A 23,360-nucleotide genomic window follows, 5' to 3' on the forward strand; every position below is an offset into this window, starting at 1 on the left:
TCTCCATCATATTTAAGTATTTAGATAATTATCTAAATATTAAACTATAAAATATAATATGTCAATATTTTGAAAAGAGAACACTTGCATTTGACTCATTTTTTTGTTTTTTCAAAGCAGTCCATGCATACAAACTGCGCTTCTTGATGTAGGAAAGCTTTGATTTCGGTCATGCCTCTTTTACTTGGATACTTCATCCGCATCCATACTTCTTCATTCGACTGAATCTCTTTTTGACAAACGGAGCATCGCTCTTTTATTCGAAACATACTATCCCTCCATCTCTTTGTCTAACTATACGTTTTACTAGCCAAAAGGTTTCATAAAAAAGAGGCTGGAATGTAACCAAATCAATTCCACCTAAAGATGAATAAATGGGAGGAATGAGCTGAACCGCTGATGATTTCCATGTAAGACTTCACTTTCCTCGCAAGAGTCTTCGTCTTGCCTTCCCATCACCAGCTAGAAGCAACTAGAGACATGAAATCTACGTTCATTCTACCAATAAAAAAATCCGAACGATTCATCGTTCGGATCTTCCTTCAACTAACATACTTATGTCCTCGCCTCTTTTAAACATTATAGGGGCGTTACGTCTTCCTGCTGTTTTTGCTGTATTCTTTGCTTTTTCGTTTTTCTGAAATGAAGCAGTTCATATACAACCGGAATGACTACAAGCGTAAGAAGAGTCGCAACAGCTAATCCTCCGATTACAACGACTGCAAGACTTTGAGAAACAAGGCTTCCGCTTTCGCTTTGTTTAAATAATAGTGGCAGCATCGCACAAATCGTAGCAGCAGACGTCATGACAATTGGACGCATACGCGTAGCGGCTGCTTCAACAATCGCATCGCGCATAATCATTTTCTTTTCATTTTGCTTCACGCGGTCTAATAGTACAATGGCGTTGGTTACAACAATACCAATCAGCATCAGTGCTCCCAGTAAAGCCGTTACGTCTACTGGAATGCGGCTGATTAATAATCCTAAAACGGCACCGATTGCAGCAAGCGGAAGTGAAAATAAAATGGCAAACGGCGTGCGGATTGTTTTAAACGTAATCACCATAATTAAAAACACAATACCAATCGACACAAGCATTGTAATGAACAAGTCAGAGAAGTCTTCTCCTTGCTGAGTGCTTGCTCCTCCGATTACAACGTCAACATCTTTTGAAATCGACAGTCCTTTATTCTTACCGTCTCCAAAAATCACTGTTTGGATGTTTTTATTAATCTCTGAAAGCTTTTCTGGATTGACATCCGCTGTTACTTGAATATAAGGGTCTCCATTTTTATGAAACTGATTGGTTGGCTTTTCAGCTTGCGTTAGCGAAGCCACTTTTGAAACAGGGGACGGTCCTGTCTCTGTCATAATGGAAATATCTTTTAACTCTTTTGGTGATGTTGGATTTAGGACAGATTCAAGAAGTACGTTTGCTTGCTTGCCTTCTAAATCTATCGCTCCAATCGGCGTTTTGTTCAGCATAACGCCAAGCTGCTGCGCTACTTGCTGCGTATTCGCTTTTGTTGGATCTACGTCTAAAGAGTAAATCGTTTTCTTTTCGTCTTGGTTCGTAGAAACTTTGTCTACTCCTTTTATATCGCTGATTTCTTTCTTAATGCTGCTTGCCGTCTTTTCTAACTTGTTCATGTCATTTCCAATTACATCAACGGTAATGGAAGTAGTAGACGCTCCCATTAGTGAAGCAGCACTTACGCTAAGATCCCCTCCGTCATAGAGCTTCTTTTGATTTTGGATTCGTTTCATTAGTGAATCAATGTTTCCACTGTCTTTTACGGTAATCGTATACGTAGCTTCAGTAGGTGAACCAACGTCTCCCCACTTGGCTCCTTCGTCCGTATTACCAAGCTGCATGTATATTTCTTTTACTTCTTTTTGAGCTAAAATATAGCGTTCAAGCTGCAGTGATTTTTCTTCTACGGTTTTAATTGGCGTGTTATTTGGATAGCTTAACGTTGTGCCTACAAAGTCAGATGAAGAGTTATCAACCGCTCCTTTAGGCATCATCGTGTACGCGCCAATAGATCCGACAAATAAAAGCAGCGAAAGCAGCAGCACAACCCATTTATGATTAAGCGACCACGTAATGACCTTTGTAAAACGAACCGGCTGCTTGTGCTTGCGAATTTTTTCATTTTTTAATAATCCTGCACTCATTAACGGCACAACCGTAAGTGCGACAATTAGTGAAGACAGCAATGAATACGTCAGCGTTAGAGCAAACGGAAGCATAAAGTCCTGAAGCCCTCCGTTTACAAGGCCGATTGGTAAAAAGACGGCTACTGTCGTTAACGTAGAAGCGGTAATAGCAGAACCTACCTCTTTTGTCGCATCAATAATCAGCCCAAGCGAAAACTTTTCTTTTTGCATTTTCCGGAAGATGTTTTCAATAACAACGATACTATCATCTACCAATCTCCCAATCGCTACCGCTACTCCTCCAAGCGTTAAAATATTAAGCGTAACGCCTGATTTGGATAATAAAAAAAGCGTAAAGCAAAGCGATAGCGGAATGGATACAATTGTGATAAACGTAGAGCGAACGCTGCGTAAAAACAGCATGATTACAATGGTCGCAAAAAGTGCGCCCAGCAACACTTCTTTCATCATGGAATGAACAGAGTTTTGTACGCTGTCTCCTGTTGCAAAAAATACAGAAGCATTCACATTGTTATAGTCTTTGTTAATTTGCTGAGACAGTTTTTTTACTTCTTTTGTAATGCTAACGGCGTTTGAGTGACTGTCTTTTGTCACAATAAGTAAAAGTGCATCTTTTCCGTTAATATGCGTCACGACGCCTTCAGGCTTTTTCACTTCTACTTTTGCAAGGTCGCCCAGCGTTACATTCGGTGCAACCGGCAGCTTTTTCACTTTGCCCAAGCTGTCAATTTTACCTGTTACATTGATGTTGCTCGACTTGTTATTAATGACTTTTTCGCCAACTGCAAGCGACGTGTTTTTTCCTTCTAACACGCTGATGACTTTATCAATAGTCACGTTCTTTTGTGACAATTTTTTATTATCAACTTTAATAGACACGTAGGAATCCGCTGTTCCATACGTTTGAACACTCGCAATGCCTTTAACGTCTTTATATTTAGGGATCAGTTTTTTCTCTGCAAGATCCAGATTGTCTCTTGTTAATCCTTCTTTAAATGTGAGTGAAATATCTGCGATGGGAATCATAGAGGTATTTAATTGAATAACATTAGGCTTTGATACGCTGGCTGGAAGCTGCACCGAAGACAGTGCTTCTTGGACGTTTGTTTTTGCTTCTTTCATATCCGTTTTGGATTCAAATGAAAGATCGATTTTAGAATAGCCGTCTCCCGTCGTCGAATACACGTTGCTTTTTCCTTTAACACCGGCTACCGCTTCTTCAATCGGTGACGTAACTTGTTTTTCCATAGAGTCCGCATCCGTTCCTTGCCCCATAACCACTACTGACACTTGAGGCTGATCAGCGGTCGGCAGGAATTCCATCGGAAGTGTAAAATAACTAATGACTCCTAAAGCTAAAATTAAAATAGACATAATGGTGATAGCCGCTTTATTTTTGAACGACCATTTGGTGAGCCAAGACATGAAATTTCCCCTTTCACTTTTTCGTACAAACTTAGCCAAACATTTCTAAAATATGCTAAATAACCACTAAATTATACCTAATGTTCCTTACCATTTAAAGACTTATTTTTGTAAAAAGTCCCATTATTTGAACGAGATTATTTATGGATAATATAAGCAGCTCCTTTACAGCACAAAAAAAAGACGCCGATACCCGGCGTCCCACATGTAGTAAGTGAAAGAAGAAGAAGAATATGCCTACGATTTCTCAGGCAATTCTATGACCTTATTTGGTTTCTTCCCGTTTTTTTATGAAATAAACATATTTAGCATAAATTCCCTCAACTAGCAGCTCGGCTGTGCTTTGATTCCGTATCGTTTTGAATTTTTAAGGAAGTCAATAAAGCCACGATGCTTCCGGCAAAGCCAAATAAAAACAAGTGATGAATGCCTGCCATGAAGCTTCCGCCTGAAGTCAGCAACGCACCCATAATGGTAACGCCGATGGCTGTTCCCATGTTTCTGCAAAACATAAAAAATGACGTTGAAATACCTCTTTCATGTCCTCCTACTAATTGCTGTACACCAATGACGCCAACCGTAGAAAGCAGTCCAAACGATAGTCCTTGGACAATCATGACGCAAAACACGTAAAAGAAGCCGTGACTTTCATTTAGCATAAGCAGCAGTGTTCCAGAGCCAACCAGCAGCACATTTCCGATTAACAACAGCTTTCTATAGCCGTGTTTTAAAATCCATTTACCTGCAGGCACAGATACAGACATCCACCCGACCGCCGTTCCTAACAGCGCAACTCCGCTCATAAACAGTGACAGATGCGCTACTCGCTGTAAAAATAACGGAATGTAGCTTGACGTACCGAATAAAGCCACCGTTCCAATAAACGCATTAATATTAATCCATGACAGCGTTTTGTTTTGGAACATGGACAGGGGTACAATTGGTGAAGCGTGTTTTCGTTCATGTAGATAAAAAATCACTAATAAAATAAGTCCCGCGACTGTATACACAACTCGGTTTTGTTCCACTACCGTAACGAGCAGCAGTGATGTAACGCCCGCTCCAAACAAGATAGCACCGATGTAATCGACTTTTGCTCGTTTCGGCTTATAGCTTTCTTGATAGGGCATTAATGTCAGAAATGAAACAATACATACGGGTAAATTAATAAAGAAAATCCATCTCCACGTTAAATAATCCACAAAAAAAGCGCCTAAAAGCGGAGCTAATACAGCTGATAATCCCCACATCGTTGTAAAGAGCGCCTGAATCTTCCCTCGTTTCTCGACGGGAAATAAGTCTCCGGCAATAATAGCGGGAAACGCCACCATAAACCCGGCTCCTATTCCTTGAACCGCACGGAAAAGAACAAGCTGAATCATCGTATTTGCCACGCCGCAAAGCATTGAACCAATTAAAAAAGCAATAATTCCAAACCCAAATACTTTTTTGCGGCCAAATAAATCCGATAATCTTCCCGCTACCGGAGATAAAATCGTACTTGCAATCATGTACGAAGCAAACGACCACGCGTACAAATCAAATCTTCCAAGCTCTTTTGCAATAACGGGCATCGTCGTATTCATAATCGTTGAATCAAGCGAAGCCACTAGCATCGCCAGCACAATACTAACCATTACGGATGTTCTGCTTTTCATGTACCAATCTCCTTATCTCTATAATCTGAGCGTCTAGTGTACTCCTCCTTGCCGTTTGTTGTCTATACTTATGCATACAAAATACTAAAAAGCTTCTCACTTTACTATGAGAAGCTTTTTACCCCCTTATTCACATATCTTCTTGAACCTTTTCTTGATCAGACAGTTCTTTGTTTCGAGCCATAACCGCAAATCCAGCCATTACAATGATGCTGCTTGAAATTCCGTATAGGATTGGCGTGGTAGAAGAAAGCCCTTCAATCAATAGACCTCCAAGTACTACTAGCGTACTAACAACAATCGCTGAAACTCCTGCTTTTGGATGAATGTCTTTCCAAAACAGCGAGACAACAAACGGAACAAAGATCGCTCCTGATAAAATGGCATACGCAACGTCTAAAGCAACAAGCACGTCTTGAATCCAAAGAGCAAAAATAATAGCAAGCACGCCGACAATAAATGTATTCACACGGGTTAAGATTAAATAATTTTTCTCTGAAATATTTTTAAGCCATACTTTTTTAATGATATCGTTACTAATCAGCGTAGAAGACGCAAGCAGCGTTCCTGAAGCAGTTGACATCAGCGCCGAACAAACGCCTGCAAGTACGAGACCTAATAACCCTTGAGGCAGGATTTGAACTGCAAGCGTCGCAAATATGCTTTGACTGCTTTCTGCGTTTGGCAGCAGCAAATATGCACACATTCCAATTACACTTCCGGCAATCGCGTAGGCAATGCTGTACACGCCTGCAAAAATGGAGCCATTTCGGGCGATTTTTTCTGTTCGCGCCGTAAATACCCGCTGCCAAATATCTTGAGAAACTGCCATACCAAGCGTATACAAGAGGAAATACTGAAAGATTTGACCGTATCCAATGGATGAAAAATCAAAATAAGATGATGGCAAATCTCCGGCAAGGGCTTTGAAACCTCCTGCTTCTGATACACTCATCGGAAGCATAAATCCAAAAATCGCCACCGTCATCACAACAAATTGAATAATATCAGTAACCGTTACGCTCCACATTCCGCCTAAAATCGTATAGAACAAAACAATCGAACCGCCAATTAACATCGATGCCGTCATACTCCATCCGAGCAGCGCATGAATGATCGTTCCCATTCCAATCACTTGAGTGACTGATACCATGAGTGTATAAATAGCTGCAACAATGGCGCTGATAATTTGCGCTTGAGCGTTATATCTTTTTCCTAGCAGTTCGCTGATAGTCGTCACTTTCAACGACGAAATCCGCTTAATAAAAATCGTGCCAAGCGTAATGATCCCAAGTCCAATCATCGTCACGAACCAAATGCCAGACAGCCCGTGCTCATAGCCAAGCTGAGCCGTTCCAATCGTCGACGCTCCGCCTAAAATAACGGCAGACAAACACCCTAAATACATGAACATCCCTAAGTTTCGTCCCGCTAAAATAAAATCTTCTGATGACTTTGCTTTTAACGAGCCAATAATACCAGCTACAACCAATACGCCAAAATAGACAAACATAACCGTCATATCCAGTCCGTTCATAACAGATTCCTCCTTATTGTGGGTCAATCTATCTTTCATTGAAACAAAGAGCTTCCTAAAGCTTTAGATCACGTGAAGCCTTGTGATTTCTGTCAATGCTTCATCTAATACCCGAAGCCCGGCATCAATTTCTTCTTTTGTAATCGTTAAAGGAGGAATCATTCGAATCACTTCTCCGCTATTTCCGCAAAGGTAAAACAGCACTCCTTTTTCCAAACATTTGTCTAAAATCTCAAGAAGAAGATTTCCGTCACCTTGCTTTGTTTTTGGGTTAATAATTTCAATTCCAATCATTAGTCCTACTGAACGAATACTTCCGATCACTTCATGCTTCGCTTTTAAATGCTGAAGCTGATCCGCTGCATATTTCCCCATTGCTTTTGAGTTTTCAATCAGCTTTTCTTCTTTTAATACGTCCAGAGTCGCAAGTGCTGCTGAACAAGCAATAGGATTGCCTCCAAAAGTTGTTCCGTGTGTACCAATCGGCCACTTTTCCATTAACTGTTTGGAAGCTACGGTCGCACTTAACGGAAGTCCTGATGCTATGCCTTTTGCGATTGCCATAATGTCAGGCGTCACGTCAAACGTTTGAGCTGCAAACCACTCGCCGGTCCGTCCAAAGCCGGTTTGCACTTCGTCAAAAATAAGCAGAATGCCGTGTCTGTCACATACTTCTCTTATTTTTTGCAGCCACGCTTTCGGAGGGATCACGTAGCCGCCTTCTCCAAGAACCGGCTCTACAATCATGCACGCTACTTCTTCCGGCGTGACTTGATGCTTAAACAAAGTGGCAAAATCTCTTTCCAGCTTTTCCACGCAGTAGATTTCTGGATCTTCTCCTTTCGGACACTGAGTCGCGTCTGCATAAGGCACTTGATACGTTAAGCCCGATGGCTGAAGAAATTTCCGGTATTTGCTTTTTGATGTTGTCACACTAAGCGCTCCGAGAGAACGGCCGTGAAAGCAGCCCATAAACGAAACCGTATAAGGTCTTTGCGTAACATACTTTGCCAGTTTTAACGCTCCTTCAATTGCTTCGGTTCCGCTGTTGGCAAAGAAAAAGCAGTCCAATCCTCTTGGCAATACTGTTTTTAATTCTTCAGCAAGCTGTAAAATAGATTCGTACATAATCACACCCGACGGGCCGTGCATAAGATGATCAACGCTTTCTTTAATCGCTTGTACAACTTTAGGATGACGGTGACCTGTATTCGCTGTTGCAATACCTGATGTAAAATCTAAATACGTTTTTCCGTCAGCTCCGTAGTAGTAGCAGCCTTCTGCTTTTACCACCGGTAAATTAGGGTGATCTTTCGCCATGCTTGGTGCTAGTAAATCGGGCAAACTGTTCATTAACTGTGTAAGTGATGCCTGCGTCATCTGACTTCCTCCTCGCAATCTATCAAGTAATGTGTTTGTACTTGTTTTACATGCAAAGAGCGTGCCAAAGACGTTAAAAAACGGAATGTTTTTTTAATTTTCTAACAACTGAAGGCTGACTGATTCCAAGTGCTTCCCCTATTTCTGTTGTCGTTTTATACTGTTTTTTTGCTTTTACTAATATCTCTTTTTCCAGCTCGTTTAACGCGTCATTAAGCTTTATTTCCCCATGTTCTTCAACGTTCTGAATCCGTTTTTTTCTATGCAGAGAATGCGGCAAATGCTCCATTGTAATCAGCGTTTGCGAAGATACAACCACAGCGTGTTCAATCACATTAATTAACTCTCGTACGTTTCCTTTCCACTCATGTGCAAGCAGTGCGTGAATAACCGCATTATCAAACGTTCTTTTTCGGTTGTATTTCTTTTCAAACTGCTTGGAAAAATGTGTGAGCATCGGAAAAATATCTTCAGGGCGCTCGTTCAAAGATGGAATGGTAATCGGTACGACGCTTAAACGAAAATATAAATCTTCTCGAAACTCTTTTTCAGCAACGGCTTTTTCTAAATCTTTGTTCGTCGCTGCAATTAAGCGAAAGTCCACGGTTTTAGGCTTTCTTCCTCCAACGGAATAAAACTGTTTTTCTTGAATGAGCTTTAAGATTTTTACTTGATGCGCCGGTGACAGTTCTCCGACTTCATCTAAAAAAAGCGTACCTCCATCCGCTAATTCGACCAGTCCCACTTTTCCATTTTTAGATGCACCGGTAAAAGCACCCGCTTCGTAGCCAAACAGTTCAGCCTCAAATAAATGATCTGGAATCGCCCCGCAGTTCACTTCAATAAATGGCCCTTTGCTTCTTGTACTTTTGTTATGTATCAGCTTGGCTAAGTGCGTTTTTCCTACTCCTGACTGCCCTAAAAGTAAAATATTTACGTCTACATTCGACACGTGAACAGCCGTACGAAGAACGTGCTGCATCTTTTCGCTGTTGCATACAATTCCTTCTGTTGATAGATTTTGGTTCCGCAGCAGCATAAGCTCGCTCTTTACGCGCTGCATTTCGCCTTCCATCGCATCAAGATATGTTTTCATTTCCATAAGCTCCGTCACATCATGAGAATAGCTGACGATTCTTTTAATCTCTCCTTTTTCATCTTTGACAGGAATGCCCGTAACGAGTACCTGCTTGCCTTGTTTAGTTGTTTGTACAAGCGTAATTTTCTTCTTTGTTTCAAGCACAATTGGCGTGACGATTGGCGTAAACAACCCTTGTTTTTCAAGTTCATAAACAGACTTCCCCAACAGTTTTTCAGCTTTTACATCGTAAATGTTTCCCGTTCCTTCATGTATTCGGACAATGATGCCTTTTTCATCCGTGACAAGCAAATCATCTTTTAATGAATGAAGGATCCACTGATTTTCATTCCATTCTGAATTCATGTATGCTCCCTGCTTTCTATTCATTTTTGAATAAAATACAATTCGTTTTTGAATAACGGCATTTATTTTTGAATAATCAATTTATTATATCACGAGGACTTCTTTTTATTTTGAAACAGCAATTGAAATGAAGTTAAAAATGCATTAATATATTTTTATGAAGTTATAACTTCTTTTTAGGAGGCTATATGAATCCATCATTTCAAGAATTAATTAAACATAAATTTCCTGACCTTTCTCGCGGTCAAAAAAAAGTGGCGGAGTTTCTCGTCAATTTTACGGAAAAAGGCTCGCTGTACACGGCTGGACAAATCGGCAAAGAAGCAGGTGTCAGTGAAACAACCGTTATTCGTCTAGCTTACGCACTTGGATTAAATGGTTTTTCCGATTTGCAGGAGCTAATGCGAAAAGAATGGCTTTCTTCTGCCGAATCAAAAGAAGCAGCTAGCAAACCTGCAGCTGATTCTGCAGCGGAAGAAAAGAAAATCTTCGATGAATGGCTCTTTCCAGTTGACGAAAAAGAATTATCTCAAGCTGTAGAGGCGCTTATCAAAAGTGATCAAGTGTATATTGCGGGTTTCCGCGAATCTCATACGGCAGCCTACTGGCTGTATTATAAAATGAATCAGCTTCGCAATCATGTTCTTTTATCTTTTCCAACAGGATTTTTGCTTGAAACGCTATGCAATCTTACTAGTGAGTCTGCTGTTGTTGTATTTTCACTGCCGCGCTATACAAAAGAAGCGCTTGAAGTAGCTCAGCAGGCTAAAAAACAAGGAGCGAAAGTAATTGCCATTACAGACCGCCGTTTGTCTCCGGTAGGTCAAATCGCTGATATCACGCTGTTAGCCGGAACAACCGAACATATTTTATCGCTTCTTGCCCTATCTCAAATTGTTATTAGCAGCATGCAAAAAAAAGATGAAAAAACGGCTGGAAAACGACAAGAACACTTGGAAAAACTCTATGCCGAGCAAGGCATCTTTTTAGAATAGATGTAAAAAGAAAGGAAGTAAAAATATGACTGAAGCCTTAACGATTCGTTCACTCACAACAACCACTGAACTAGAAGACGTACGCGCATTAGAAAGCCGCGTCTGGGGAGAAGAAGAAGCCACGCCCGTTCATCAAACCTTGACTGCTGTTAAAAACGGAGGTCTTGTTCTTGGTGCGTTTCTAGATGAAAAGCTGATTGGCTTTCAATATAGTTTTCCAGGGTTTGACGGAACGTGCGTCTATTTATGTTCTCATATATTAGCAGTTGACCCTGCCTATCGCAGCATGGGTATCGGTGCCAAGCTTAAGCATGCACAGCGCCAGGAAAGTAAAAAAAAGGGCTATTCATATATCAGCTGGACGTATGACCCTTTAGAAAGCGCCAACGGGTATTTAAATATTGGAAAGCTTGGAGCCGTTTGTTCTACCTATATTGAAAACTGCTACGGAGACATGAACGATCCGTTGAATGCTGACTTGCCTTCAGATCGATTCGTTGTGGAATGGGCATCCGCAGAAGATACAAAACAAGCTCAGCTTCTTTATACGCCAGATCAAATAATGGACGCATCGCTCATTCAATGGACGTTAACGGATGAAGGGTTTCCTTCTGTTACAGATATTGATGAAAAATGGTTGGATCATGACGTCGTGTCTGTAGCTATTCCGTCTGCTTTTCAGCAAATGAAAGAAGTCTCTCCTTCTCTGGCATTAGACTGGCGTATGCGAACAAGACGCGTATTTCAAACGTGTTTTGCAAAAGGATTCCAAGTAACAAACTTCATGAAGTATCCAGGAAGCAGCGCACACGTTCATTTTTATATTTTAACGAAAAAAGAGGTGCAAAAATGAACATAAAACACGTTATTTTACGGCATTTAAAAATGGATTTACTTCACCCTTTTACCACAAGCCTTGGGAAAGAAGTGGATCGAGACTTTATTTTAGTAGAAATTCAAGACGAAGACGGACGATCCGGCTGGGCTGAATCCGTAGCGTGCGCCGATCCTTTTTATAAAGAAGAAACGCTCAAAACAAACTGGCACATTATGGAGGATTTTTTAATTCCTTTGCTTCAACAGAAAGAAATTCAGCATCCTGACGAAGTATCTGTACGCTTTGCTCATATTCGAGGCAATTACATGGCAAAAGCGGCGTTAGAAGGCGCAGTTTGGGATTTGTATGCGCGGAGGCAAAACCTCTCTCTATCTAAAGCGTTAGGAGGCAGTAAAAGTCAAATTGAAGTTGGTCTTAGCGTTGGCATTCAGCCTACGATTGACGAAACGCTTCGCAAAATTGAAGCCGGCTTGAATGAAGGATATAAGCGGATCAAAATTAAAATTAAGCCAAGCTGGGATCTTAACTTGACGCGAGCGGTTCGAAACGAGTTCCCTTCTATTCCGCTGATGGTTGATGCGAACTCTGCTTATACGCTTGCAGATGCTGATCACCTTGCTCAGCTTGATGAGTTTGATTTAATGATGATTGAACAGCCGTTGGCTCATGATGATTTAATTGATCACGCTGAACTGCAGGCCCGCATGCGCACGCCCATTTGCTTAGATGAAAGCATTCATTCAGCTGAAGACGTTCGAAAAGCTATTAAACTTGGAAGCACACAAATTATTAACATTAAAATTGGACGAGTAGGCGGACTAACAGAAGCCAAAAAAATTCATGACCTTTGTCAAACACACGGTGTGCCCGTATGGTGCGGCGGTATGCTGGAATCAGGTGTCGGACGAGCACATAATATTGCCATTACGACACTTGCCAATTTTACGCTTCCCGGAGATACAGCTGCATCCTCTAAATACTGGCCGCGTGATATCTTTCATCCGGAAATCACGGTCGACAACGGGATTATTTCCGTTCCTGATACACCAGGCATCGGCTACGAACCTGATCACGATCAGATAAAAGCGCTAACTTTACACGAAAAAATCTATACTTGCTAATCTTAAACAGGCTGGAACAAAAGTATGTTAGTTAAAGGAAGATCCGAACGATGAATAGTTCGGATTTTTTTATTGATATGGTGAGCGTAGGTTTCATGTATATAGCGGCTTTTATCTGTGCAAGACGAAGACGCCTGCGGGACAAGCAGAAAGCAAAGGCTGGCATGAAAATCAACAGCAATATAAAAAACAATGCCTACTAGCTCCTTTATCCAATTGATTTTTCTTTAGATTGGATAGATTTAGTTATGTCCCCGCCTCTTTTTCATAGGCTCCTCTCCCAATATGACACGTGCCTTGGCAAGATAAACAAACATATTAGTAAAAATGGTCTTATGCACAATCCTTCTAGTAATAAATGAATATAAATAGAGTGTAAGGGACATGCAAGGGTATATTCATTACAAATTTTAGAAGAAAGGAGCATACTGATGAATATTGAAATTGGAATTGCCATTTTCGTGTTTACAATGACAATGCTCGTCATTTTTTGGAGGCCAAACGGCATCAATGAAGCATGGCCGGCATCCATAGGAGCAGCCATTATCCTGCTTACAGGGATTGTATCCAAATCAGACATTGTTGATATTTTCGGAAAGATAAGCGGCGCTTCTATCACCATTATTGCCACCATTGTCATGGCCGTCATATTAGAAAGTTTCGGATTCTTCCACTGGGCAGCTGCACGGCTAGTGAGTTTATCCAAAGGCTCAGGGTACCGATTATATTGGTACATTCAACTGCTTTGCTTTTTAATGACTTTACTATTTAATAATGACGGCAGTATTTTGATTACCACTCCAATTTTAATTCTACTTTTGAAAAACCTTCAGCTAAAACCCCACCAGCAGATCCCCTACCTTTTAAGTGGAGCGCTTATTGCTACCGCTTCCAGCGCGCCTATAGGTGTAAGTAATATTGTCAATTTGATTGCCTTAAAAATTGTTCATATGTCGCTTTATATGCACACGGCGATGATGTTTGTACCGGCGACACTTGGTTTATTATTTATGTCTTGGCTCATGTATACGGTCGTAAAACGCCATTTGCCAAAAAAACTGCCGCATGCTTCAAAAGATATAGAAGAGAGTTTCTTTACGAAACAGTTTCACCCCTTAAAAGGAAGCATTTCTGTTGAAACAAAACGTAAACGCACACAATTTATGCTGAAAGTTTTATTATTTGTGTTTGTTATGCGCTGTCTCCTATTTGTCGCCTCTTATTTCGGCATACCAATCGAATTGGTTGCTGTACTGGGCTCACTGATCTTACTTATTTGGAGATGGTATCACTTACGTACAAACCCGATTGATATTTTAAAGAAAACGCCGTGGCACATTTTCGTTTTTGCATTTTCAATGTACGTTATTATTTACGGATTGCATAACGTAGGATTGACAGATTTACTTGTAAAAATTTGCGAACCAATTGTGAATCGAGGGCTTTTTGAAGCAAGCTTTATCATGGGAGGACTTGTTTCCATTCTCTCTAACTTGTTTAACAATCACCCTGCTTTAATGGTCGGAACCATTACCTTGACTGAAATGGGGCTCGATCCTATTACTCTTAAAACTATTTACCTTGCTAATATTATTGGAAGTGATATGGGCTCGCTTTTATTGCCGATTGGAACACTGGCTTCTCTTATTTGGATGCATATTTTAAAAGAAAATCATATCAAGGTAAAATGGAAAGATTATTTAAAAGTATCACTTATCGTTATCCCGCTTACCACCATCGTTACGCTTTTCCTCCTATTCTACTGGGTTCAGCTCATTTTTTCTTAATACTGATTTACAGGACGGATTGTACTCTTTTGAAGCTTACAGTCCGTCAGAAATAAACAAATGTCTCTCATAAGAACTCACTATGTTTTTTTATTGTTTTTTTATAGATACACATTCACCCAATAAAAACATTTTTTTACATTCACTAATTATTTAGAACAATTTAAAAAGAAAATCAATAAATATATTGAATCGAATTTCGTTCATGTGATAAGATATGGTTATATTGTTACTTTAACAATACATAGAGCGAATGAATTAGAAAATATGCAGTTGCATAGAACTTTCTAAACCCCACACGCAACATTTAGAGAGTGACATTCATTTTCTCAGTAACACCCATACCTTTCTGAAAAGAGTGAGTACATTAGACTTGCTCTTTTTGTCTGTTCAGTGATAAGGTTCATTTCTTATGTAAGGCCTTCGTTTGCAATAAGACAACAAAAAAACAGGTAACTAAGCATGCCGCTTCTTACCTGTTTTTATATGCTAAAATGATAAAATCAAATTCTATCGCGCAAACGCCCTTTACGAAATTGATTTTAATTCTTCAATTAATTGAAAAAATTTCTCTTTGTTTCTTTCTTCTAATGTTTGATCGACTTCACGTAAAATTTGATCTCTTCTAAAATCTCGGATAGCCTTATTTAATACCATTTTAGCAAATATAGAATCGAGGATATCCATACGGATGGGCTGCGAGTCTGTCGGGTGCTTTTCGATATAAATCAACTCCTATCCTTTCCTCTATTATAACAAATTCTAGCAATGTATCAAAATTTCATCGGGATATGTGCTGTTGTGAAATAGCTTCGTATTCTGTTTCTAGCTCTTGAAGCGTAAGCTCATATAACTGCTTATTTCCTTTTTTATAAACCCCTGCATCCAGCAATAAATCAATCATTGATGTTTTTTTACATTGTATGTGAGAGTAAGCTTGTTTTGTCATCGTTACACCGCCTATTTTACACTTAAATATGAAATGATTTCTCTATCTTTCACGACCTTTCTTTATCATACGGCCCGTCCTTTAGCTTACTGTGAAGAAAATGTTAAATTTATGTAATAACGCATAAAAAGAGGCCGGGACATAACTAAATGAATCCAGCCTAAAGACGAACAAATGAGATACATGAGCTGAACCGCTTATGACACCGCAGTTGATTTCCGTGCCAGGCTTCGCTTTCCGCGGGCGGGCGCTGAGCCTCCTCGCCGCTTGACTTCTTCGGGGTCTCATCTGTCCCGCTTTTCCCGCAGGAGTCTTCGCCTTGCCCTTCAATCAACTGCTAGAAGGGACAAAACAGATGAGGCTGTATTCACCATAACAAAAAAAACGAACCACTCATCAAACTAGTTGATCAATGGTTCGTTTTGCACTTGGGCTAAAATACTTTTCTCCCAGCTTCTTAGTTCTTCTATTAAAAATCAAAGTTGTCCGGATCTGGACCTACTCGGTGATTTTGGTTTAATTCATTAATTTTACTTACATCTTCAGCATCCAATTCAAAATCATATAACGATGAATTTTCAACAATACGATGTTCTTTTGTCGATTTTGGAATCGTTACAACTCCGTTTTGCAGATCCCATCGCAGAATAATTTGAGCAACTGATTTACCGTGTTTTTCAGCAATTTCTTTTAACACATCGTTATCTAGCAATTCTCCTTGCATAAGAGGAGACCATGCTTCTAGCTGAATATCATGCTTTTGACAAAAAGCATGCAGCTCTTTTTGCGTCAAACGAGGATGATACTCCACTTGGTTAATAACAGGCTTAACGTCTGTATCGTTCATTAAGTCTTCTAAATGATGAATTTGAAAATTACTTACGCCCACGGCTCTTACTTTTTCTTCTTTATAAAGCGTTTCTAATGCTTTCCACGCTGCTTTATACTTACCTTCTACCGGCCAGTGAATTAAGTATAGATCTAAATATTCTAAGCCAAGCTTTTGTAAGCTTGTTTCGTAAGCAGCCAGCGTCTCTTCATAGCCTAAATCTGCGTTCCAAACTTTTGATGTAACAAAAATGTCTTCGCGTGAAAGACCTGCTTCTTTCAGACCTTGGCGAATTCCTTCTCCTACACCTTCTTCATTTCCATAAATAGCTGCCGTATCAATGCTGCGATAGCCTTTGACGATAGCTGTTTTCACCGCGTTCACTAATTCAGGCCCTTCTTCTACTTTAAATACACCTAGTCCAAGCCAAGGCATTTTGACTCCGTTGTGAAGTGTTACTGTATCTTGCAAATGATTACTCATTATAAAAAACCCCCTGCTAATTTCTTTACATTTGTTATTATGAAACAGAAAAAAAGAAAAAGATAGAACCCACTTTAAAGTAAGTTAGGCACTTCAAAGTTCTAAGGTAACTTTTTAGTAACCTGCTATCCCACTTAAAAATCACTAAAAAAAGAATCCTCCGCAGAGAATTCTTTTTTGTTTTTATTTAACGTTTATATTGACTGCTGAACTTGTATTTCCAGCGGCATCTTTTGCCGTCACAGCCAGCTTTACGCCTGCCTTTTGTTTTGGAATAGTGACTTTAAACTGCCCTTTGCTATCTGCTTTGCCTGATGCGATCAGCTTTGTACCGCTTTTAATCGTAATCACGGCATTCGCTTCTGTTTTTCCAGAGATAAAGGTGGACAAAGACGTAACGGTATTCACTGCCGGAGGTGCCGGCGGCGTTGTGTCTTGCACTTTTACAATTTTGTACGGACTGTATCCTACTTTATTTTGCAGCACGGCCGTTACTTCTGTTCCTGCTTTTTGAGCAGGAATTTTTACGCTGAACTTGCCGTTTCCATCAATTTTTCCGCTCGCAATAATCTTTCCGCCTGCTTTAATATAAATAGACGCATTTTTTTCTCCTGTTCCCGTTACCGCTGTACTTTTTTCAGTAAGCGTATTAACGGTTGGAAGCGCTGGTTTTGTCTGCGCGGCACTAACCGTTACAAACGTGTTGGAGCTGTAGTTATTGGCTGCATCTTTTGCCGTCACAGCCAGTTTTACGCCTGGTGTTTGTTTTGGAATAGTGACTTTAAACTGCCCTTTGCTATCTGCTTTGCCTGATGCGATCAGCTTTGTACCATTTTTAATCGTAATCACAGCATTTGCTTCTGTTTTTCCCGAGATAAATGTGGACAAAGACGTAACAGCATCAACCGCCGGAGGTGCCGGCGGCGTTGTGTCTTGTACTTTTACAATTTTATACGGGCTGTATCCTACTTTATTTTGCAAAACGGCTGTTACTTCTGTTCCTGCTTTTTGAGCAGGAATTTTCACGCTGAACTTGCCGTTTCCATCAATTTTCCCACTCGCAATAATTTTTCCGCCTACTTTAATATAAATAGACGCATTTTTTTCTCCTGTTCCCGTTACCGCTGTACTTTTTTCAGTAAGCGTATTAACGGTTGGAAGCGCTGGTTTTGTCTGTACGGCACTAACCGTTACAAACGCATTGGAGCTGTAGTTATTAGCTGCATCTTTTGCAATAACAGCTAATTTTGTAGCAGCAGGCTGCTTTGGAATGGTGATGCTGAACGTTCCATCCGATTTGGCATTTCCTTTGCCAATTACTTTTTTATCAATTTTCACATGCACTTCCGCGCCTGCTTCTGTGCTTCCCGTTACGACTGTATCTTGATTGCTTACAGCGTTCACTTTTGGTGTAACGGGTGCTGTTTTATCCTGCACGGTTACCGTTACAACTGGACTTACGCCCGCTGCGTTTCCAGCCGTTACAGACAGTTTGCTTCCTGCTTTTTGTTTTGCGATCGAGATGCTGTATGTTCCTTTGCTATCTGCTTTGCCTGCTGCAAGCTGAAGTCTTCCGTTTTTAATGATAACCGTCGCATTTGCTTCTGCTGTACCCGTAACGGCTGTACTTCGATCACTCACTTCATTAACTGTCGGTTTTACCGGAGCTTTTTGCTTTGCTGTAACAATTACAGTCGATGCAGAGCTGTTATTTCCTGCTGCATCTTTTGCTTGTAAGCTTAGCTTTGTATTCGCTTTTTGCAGAGAAATGGCAACAGAAAACGCTCCATTTGCACCTGCTTTAGCCGTTCCCACAGTTGTTGTTCCGACTTTTACAGTAACCGTCGCATTTGCTTCTGCTGTACCTGTAACTTTTGTATCTTGATCACTTACTGCGTTTACTTTTGGCGCAGCTGGTGCCGTTTTATCCTGTACGGTTACCGCAGTGGCTGAACTTGTTCCACCTGCATTTTGAGCCGTTATAGACAGCGTGCTTCCCGCTTTTTGTTTTGCAAACGAGATGCTGTAATTTCCTTTGGCATCTGCATTGCCTGCTGCAAGCTGAAGACTTCCGTTTTTAACGATGACCGTCGCATTTGCTTCTGCCGTTCCTTTAAGCATTGTGTCTTGATCACTACTTACTTCATTTACTTTTGGTGCAAGCGGTGCTTTTAACGTAGATTTAACCGCAAAAGAAGGCGCTTGGCTTTCGTTTCCTGCTTTATCTTTTGCACTTACCGCTATTGTTGTTCCACCTATTTGTACTGGAATTGAAACAGTAAATGTACCGTTACCACCCGCTACTGCAGAGAACGTTGCGTCCCCCGCTTTTACCGTCACGGCAGCGTTTGCTTCTGTTACGCCTGTTACGGTCGTATCTTGGTCACTTACTTCATTTACAATTGGAACAGAAGGCGGCGTTTGATCCGTTACGGTCACTACTGTGGCCGTGCTTTCATTTTCAGCTGCATCTTTAGACGTCACCGATACTTTTGTATCTGCTGGCTGCTTGGCAATCGTAATTGCAAATTTTCCAGCTTCGTCAGCAAGACCCGTTCCAATTACTTCATTTTCCACTTTTGCAATAACAGAAGCATTTGGTTCTGTCACGCCCGTAAGCGATGTTTCGTTGTCTCCTAGTGCATTAACTGAAGGTGCATCAGGCGCAACCGTATCTTTCGGTGGTTCTTGCTCCTGCTCTTTTCGCGGATATTTTGTTGTATAAAAACTTAAAAGAGTAGTTGTTGGATAATAAAAATCTAAAATTTCACGATAGTCCTTGCCTAGGCTTGCCATTTTTTGAGCACCGTATTGACTCATTCCAACACCGTGTCCATTTCCTTTGCCATTAAAAGTTGTTGATGTGCTTGTTTCATTTGTTTCCGTTACAAGCAGACTAAGCATCGCACGGCTGTTTAACATTGATTTTAGCTTCGTCGATGTTAAATCCGTTAATTCCAAATGATGAACCACTAGTTTTTGCGAACTATCTACATCTCCTTTAACGAGGTAGTCCACTGTAATCGCACCTTTAGTCACACGGCCTCCTGATGAAGGAGCATAAAAACTCACCTTTGGAATAGAGGTAATTTTAATCGTTTTACCAGGATGCTTATTGGCTACTAACCATGACTTCAAATTATCCGTAACGGTTTTATCTTTTTCAGAAACCGTATTCCACCAAGCGCTATAGTTAGCTAAATCTTTTCCGGTTAAATCAATTTGCGTTTTTTGAACAGCTAACGTCCACGGCGTCTGCTTATCGTATGGATCTTCTTTCACCGGGAAATAAGAAAGCTGAGTTCCTCCCCAGGCATTGCTGTTTGATTCGGTTCTTCCCCCGTTGCTTGATGAGAAAACGGCGTTGATTAATTTATTGTTGTAGGTGACTACTTGTCCGAATGTCTCATCTACTGCTTTGTTTGTGCTGTCGTACCACGTATAGCCACCGTATACTTGATAGCTTACCGTGTCATTGATTACTTTTCCTGCATAGCTCATTGCGTATGTTCTCGCTGCTACTGCCTGAGTTTTTAAAGCTTGCAGATTCCAAGATGTATAGACTTCATTTGGCACAACGCCTTTTAAATAGTCTTCAATCGGCAGCGTATTAACAGGTCTGACGTACGTTCCTTTTTCATTTGTAAACGCAACGTCTCCTAAGTACTGTCTGCCGTTAATAGATACGGGATTTTTATAAAGAGACGGTGTAATTTCAAAGCTTGTAAAATCACCTAATACAGTGCTTCCTTGTTTTAGAGTGACGCCTTGAGTTGTTGCCGTTACCGTATACTCTGTATTTGCTTTTAAGACCAAATCCGAGTTTTTAATAGTGTATAAATAAGACGGCTTAATTGTAATTGCATGATGATCTCCTAAATAGTTTACTAATTTTACAGACACAACTGGTTCTACCGTTTCAGCTTTCACGCTAGCAAGCGGCGTGAATTGAAACAGCAGTACGCTTAGTACTAAAGCTAATGCCGTTAACTTTCTCATCTTGTTCCCCCATTTTCATGTACTGTCTAACGCATTTTAATATCACTCGTTATATCGACACAGTTTTATAAAAATTAAAGCATTTTACCTAGTTTTCTTTTCTGCTCGTCCATTTTTTTGTCGAAAAAACGCTTCTTTATATCATATGAACGACAAAAAAAACGTGTGACATAAATCAATTGATTTAGTCACACGTTTTTATAGGTCTTTTTACCTTTTACTTTGTCATTTCTTCATATGCCGCTATACCATCTGCAATATGATTCATCAGCTTTGTAAGGTAAGCCTGATCAGACAGGTTCCGGTCTTCTTCTGGATTCGTCATATATCCCAATTCAACTAGCGTTACAGGTACAGTCGACCAGTTAAATCCTGAAAGATCACTGCGATAGCGAATGCCGTCTGCTTCGACAAACTGATCTTTTTTCACCTCTGTGAGTATAGCTTGAGATGCCTGCAGACTGCTTTGATAAATAGACTTTGTATAGGAATTATCTTCTGCAGGAGTAAGCACAGAAAATCCTTTTACAGAAGCATTTTCAGAACCATCTGCATGTATACGTACGTGCAGATCAGCTTTTGAATTGTTTGCAAGCTCCGCTCGTTCCCGGTTGCTGATATCTACATTATCAGAACTCCGAGTAAGCTTTACGGTTATGCCTTTTTCTTCGAGCAGCTGTTTTAATATTATAGAGGCTTCCAACGTCAGCTTGTATTCCGGCTTCTTGGTCACTACGCCTGATGTGCCTCCGGAAACCTTTATTTTCGTTTCTGCTGATCCCGGTCCGATTGGCTCTTTCTCTAGGTTAGCCTGAGATTGATGACCAGGGTCAATGTAGACTAAAAAAGGAGGAGGATCCGCTTTTTCAGGCATGTTGTTTTTTACATTTTTCACTTCATTATCTGCTTCATGAGGCTGTACTGCTTGAAACTGTGAGATGGGCTGCTTCACTCTTTCTCCCTGCGCATGAGCTTTTGGTACATTTCCGCTAACGACAGCTTTCTCTGTTTGACCTTTCATCATAAAGAAAAATGAGAGTACTGCTACTATTGCAACAATACCTATTCCATAACTCCATACTAAGCGCTTCATCTTCGCTCACCAAACTTTCGAATAGAGTGGGATATTCCTTATGTTAAAGTACAAAATTTGTTAACGTTATTATCTCATAGAATATGGATTTTTTTGTATAAAACGTTAAAAATAATGTTGGCAATATGTTATGTATATGCAAACAAAAACAACACTACATAATGTAGTGTTGTTTTCCAAAAAAATGACGGATAGTTAAATCCGTTTTGCACCGATATAACGTGCTTTCCAGTAGCTGTTGCTAAGAGATGTAATCGTCACGCCTTTAGACGTAGAAGCCTGAAGAAACTGATTATTTCCTAAGTACACGCCTACATGTGAAGGACCTTTTTTATACGTTTGAAAGAAAACTAAATCTCCTTTTTGAAGTTTTGCTTTTGAAACGCTTGTCCCTACTCGATACATTTGTTCCGTTGTGCGCGGAAGTGTTTTTCCAGCCTTTTTAAAAATGTATTGAATAAATCCTGAGCAGTCAAAACCTTTTGTTGTTGTACCTCCCCATTTATAAGGAACACCCATTAATTTTTTACCAGTAGCGATAGCCGTGTCTTTGTATGAATATGACGCTGCTTCTACTGTTTGAGCAGGTGCAATAAACGGACTGGCTCCGCTAAATAAGACTGCCGCTGCCGCTATAGACCCAATGATGGCTTTTTTCATTTTTCTCCTCCATTATGTAACCGAACGTTACGTTTCTATAGAACTTATTTTTCAATATGTTCGGTTTAATTATAATGAAAAAAGCCTCAAAAACTATTACGCTATGATTAAATAATGTTACAAAATGGTTACTGAGGTATTTTTATCTTTAGATATGTATAAAAGAGATTGAAACATACCTAAGTCAATCGAATCTACAGACGAATAAACGAGCTAGTATGAATTGCTTGTTACGCGGCAGTTGATTTCCGTACAAGACTTCGCTTTCCGCGGGCGGCCGGTGAGCCTCCTCGTCACTTACGCTCCTGCGGGGTCTCACCTGTTCCGCTTTTCCCGCAGGAGTCTTCGTCTTGCTCTTCAATCAACAAATAGAACAACTACATAAACGAAAACTACGTTCACAATCACAATAAAAAAATCCGAACGATTTGGATTCTCCATCAAGAATCTCGATTCATCGTTCGGATTTCCCTTTAACTAAAACACTCTTGTCTCAGCCTTTTTTCTTTTACTTTTCTTTTTGCTGCTTCAAAATTAAGTCCTGTTTCGCTTTAGCATCATGATGCTGAGCTAATTCACGTGAAAATTCTTCATTTGCTTGATCCGGAGCAATTTTTAACTCTTTTGGTGTTTGAGGCAGTGACCCTTTGTTGTTATGTGATGATTTGTGATTATTTGCTCTTCCCATGTTGAGACCTCCTTGTATCAATCATTTGTTTTTCATCTTTAGTTACTATTCCCAATTTCCCAAAGCAAATTCAAACGAAAAAAGATTGAGACATAACGAAATAAATCCCATCTAAAGCCGAATAAGTTGGATAAATGAGCTGGTATGGATAGCTTGTTGCACGGCCGTTGATTTCCATACAAGATTTAGCTTTCCACAGGAGTCTTCGCCTTGTTCTCCAATCAACAACTAGAAGCAACTGCACAGATAAAATCTACATCAATATAAAAAAGATCCGAACGAATAATCGT

General features: G+C 40.2%; 18 protein-coding genes and 1 pseudogene. 5 read left to right on the forward strand and 14 right to left on the reverse strand.

What is annotated here, in order from left to right; translation table 11 throughout:
- Positions 1–95: 95 nt before the first annotated feature.
- The 6 genes from ACFX4E_RS08535 to ACFX4E_RS08560 form a co-directional block, all read right to left on the reverse strand.
- Positions 96–269 (reverse strand): hypothetical protein, encoded by a 174-nt coding sequence (locus tag ACFX4E_RS08535; protein ID WP_050688367.1) that lies wholly within the window; start codon positions 267–269, stop codon positions 96–98.
- 310 nt (positions 270–579) lie between these two features.
- Entirely contained in the window at positions 580–3,609 is a 3,030-nt protein-coding gene (locus ACFX4E_RS08540; RefSeq protein ID WP_377258186.1) for an efflux RND transporter permease subunit, read from the reverse strand.
- 320 nt (positions 3,610–3,929) lie between these two features.
- A complete protein-coding gene (locus ACFX4E_RS08545; RefSeq protein ID WP_114324371.1) occupies positions 3,930–5,267 on the reverse strand; it encodes an MFS transporter in 1,338 nt (445 codons plus the stop codon).
- A 130-nt stretch (positions 5,268–5,397) separates the two neighbouring features.
- Positions 5,398–6,804 carry a sodium:solute symporter family protein gene (locus ACFX4E_RS08550; protein WP_377258189.1) on the reverse strand — a complete coding sequence of 469 codons (1,407 nt, stop codon included), beginning with the start codon at positions 6,802–6,804 and terminating at the stop codon, positions 5,398–5,400.
- A gap of 63 nt (positions 6,805–6,867) precedes the next feature.
- Complete coding sequence (locus ACFX4E_RS08555; protein ID WP_136790259.1) at positions 6,868–8,184, reverse strand: aspartate aminotransferase family protein; 1,317 nt, start codon at positions 8,182–8,184, stop codon at positions 6,868–6,870.
- Between the two features lie 73 nt (positions 8,185–8,257).
- The gene (locus tag ACFX4E_RS08560) at positions 8,258–9,628 is read right to left on the reverse strand and encodes a sigma-54 interaction domain-containing protein (protein WP_263035955.1); all 1,371 of its coding nucleotides are present in this window, start codon (positions 9,626–9,628) and stop codon (positions 8,258–8,260) included.
- A gap of 188 nt (positions 9,629–9,816) precedes the next feature.
- Here ACFX4E_RS08560 and ACFX4E_RS08565 point away from each other — a divergent pair, with 188 nt between their 5' ends.
- The 5 genes from ACFX4E_RS08565 (at position 9,817) to ACFX4E_RS08585 (ending at position 14,369) form a co-directional block, all read left to right on the forward strand.
- Complete coding sequence (locus ACFX4E_RS08565; protein WP_377258192.1) at positions 9,817–10,623, forward strand: MurR/RpiR family transcriptional regulator; 807 nt, start codon at positions 9,817–9,819, stop codon at positions 10,621–10,623.
- A 25-nt stretch (positions 10,624–10,648) separates the two neighbouring features.
- On the forward strand, positions 10,649–11,476 hold the full coding sequence (locus ACFX4E_RS08570) for a GNAT family N-acetyltransferase (RefSeq protein WP_377237465.1): 828 nt from the start codon (positions 10,649–10,651) through the stop codon (positions 11,474–11,476).
- A complete protein-coding gene (gene menC, locus ACFX4E_RS08575) occupies positions 11,473–12,582 on the forward strand; it encodes an o-succinylbenzoate synthase (protein WP_377258195.1) in 1,110 nt (369 codons plus the stop codon). The genes ACFX4E_RS08570 and menC overlap by 4 nt, the downstream gene beginning before the upstream one ends.
- A gap of 50 nt (positions 12,583–12,632) precedes the next feature.
- Positions 12,633–12,785 carry a hypothetical protein gene (locus ACFX4E_RS08580; RefSeq protein WP_257042869.1) on the forward strand — a complete coding sequence of 51 codons (153 nt, stop codon included), beginning with the start codon at positions 12,633–12,635 and terminating at the stop codon, positions 12,783–12,785.
- A gap of 228 nt (positions 12,786–13,013) precedes the next feature.
- Positions 13,014–14,369, forward strand: a complete 1,356-nt coding sequence (locus tag ACFX4E_RS08585) for an arsenic transporter (protein WP_025749607.1) — start codon at positions 13,014–13,016, stop codon at positions 14,367–14,369.
- 528 nt (positions 14,370–14,897) lie between these two features.
- On the opposite strand, the gene ACFX4E_RS08590 is transcribed toward ACFX4E_RS08585, so the two are convergent.
- From ACFX4E_RS08590 to ACFX4E_RS08625, 8 genes and pseudogenes are all read right to left on the reverse strand, one after another.
- Entirely contained in the window at positions 14,898–15,101 is a 204-nt protein-coding gene (locus ACFX4E_RS08590; protein ID WP_016766443.1) for an IDEAL domain-containing protein, read from the reverse strand.
- 49 nt (positions 15,102–15,150) lie between these two features.
- Complete coding sequence (locus ACFX4E_RS08595) at positions 15,151–15,318, reverse strand: Fur-regulated basic protein FbpA (protein WP_098332131.1); 168 nt, start codon at positions 15,316–15,318, stop codon at positions 15,151–15,153.
- An 86-nt stretch (positions 15,319–15,404) separates the two neighbouring features.
- Positions 15,405–15,652: pseudogene (locus tag ACFX4E_RS08600) on the reverse strand (hypothetical protein).
- A gap of 135 nt (positions 15,653–15,787) precedes the next feature.
- Positions 15,788–16,630 carry an aldo/keto reductase gene (locus tag ACFX4E_RS08605; protein WP_081085282.1) on the reverse strand — a complete coding sequence of 281 codons (843 nt, stop codon included), beginning with the start codon at positions 16,628–16,630 and terminating at the stop codon, positions 15,788–15,790.
- Positions 16,631–16,813: 183 nt separating this feature from the next.
- Positions 16,814–20,629 carry an Ig-like domain-containing protein gene (locus tag ACFX4E_RS08610; RefSeq protein ID WP_377258200.1) on the reverse strand — a complete coding sequence of 1,272 codons (3,816 nt, stop codon included), beginning with the start codon at positions 20,627–20,629 and terminating at the stop codon, positions 16,814–16,816.
- Between the two features lie 217 nt (positions 20,630–20,846).
- Positions 20,847–21,722 (reverse strand): N-acetylmuramoyl-L-alanine amidase family protein, encoded by an 876-nt coding sequence (locus ACFX4E_RS08615; RefSeq protein WP_377258203.1) that lies wholly within the window; start codon positions 21,720–21,722, stop codon positions 20,847–20,849.
- Between the two features lie 195 nt (positions 21,723–21,917).
- Entirely contained in the window at positions 21,918–22,382 is a 465-nt protein-coding gene (locus ACFX4E_RS08620; RefSeq protein ID WP_060746550.1) for a C40 family peptidase, read from the reverse strand.
- Positions 22,383–22,890: 508 nt separating this feature from the next.
- Positions 22,891–23,070, reverse strand: a complete 180-nt coding sequence (locus tag ACFX4E_RS08625) for a YfhD family protein (protein ID WP_013055768.1) — start codon at positions 23,068–23,070, stop codon at positions 22,891–22,893.
- Positions 23,071–23,360: the final 290 nt, after the last annotated feature.

This window comes from Priestia sp. YIM B13491 (assembly GCF_042787605.1).
Classification (GTDB): Bacteria; Bacillota; Bacilli; order Bacillales; family Bacillaceae_H; genus Priestia; species Priestia megaterium_E.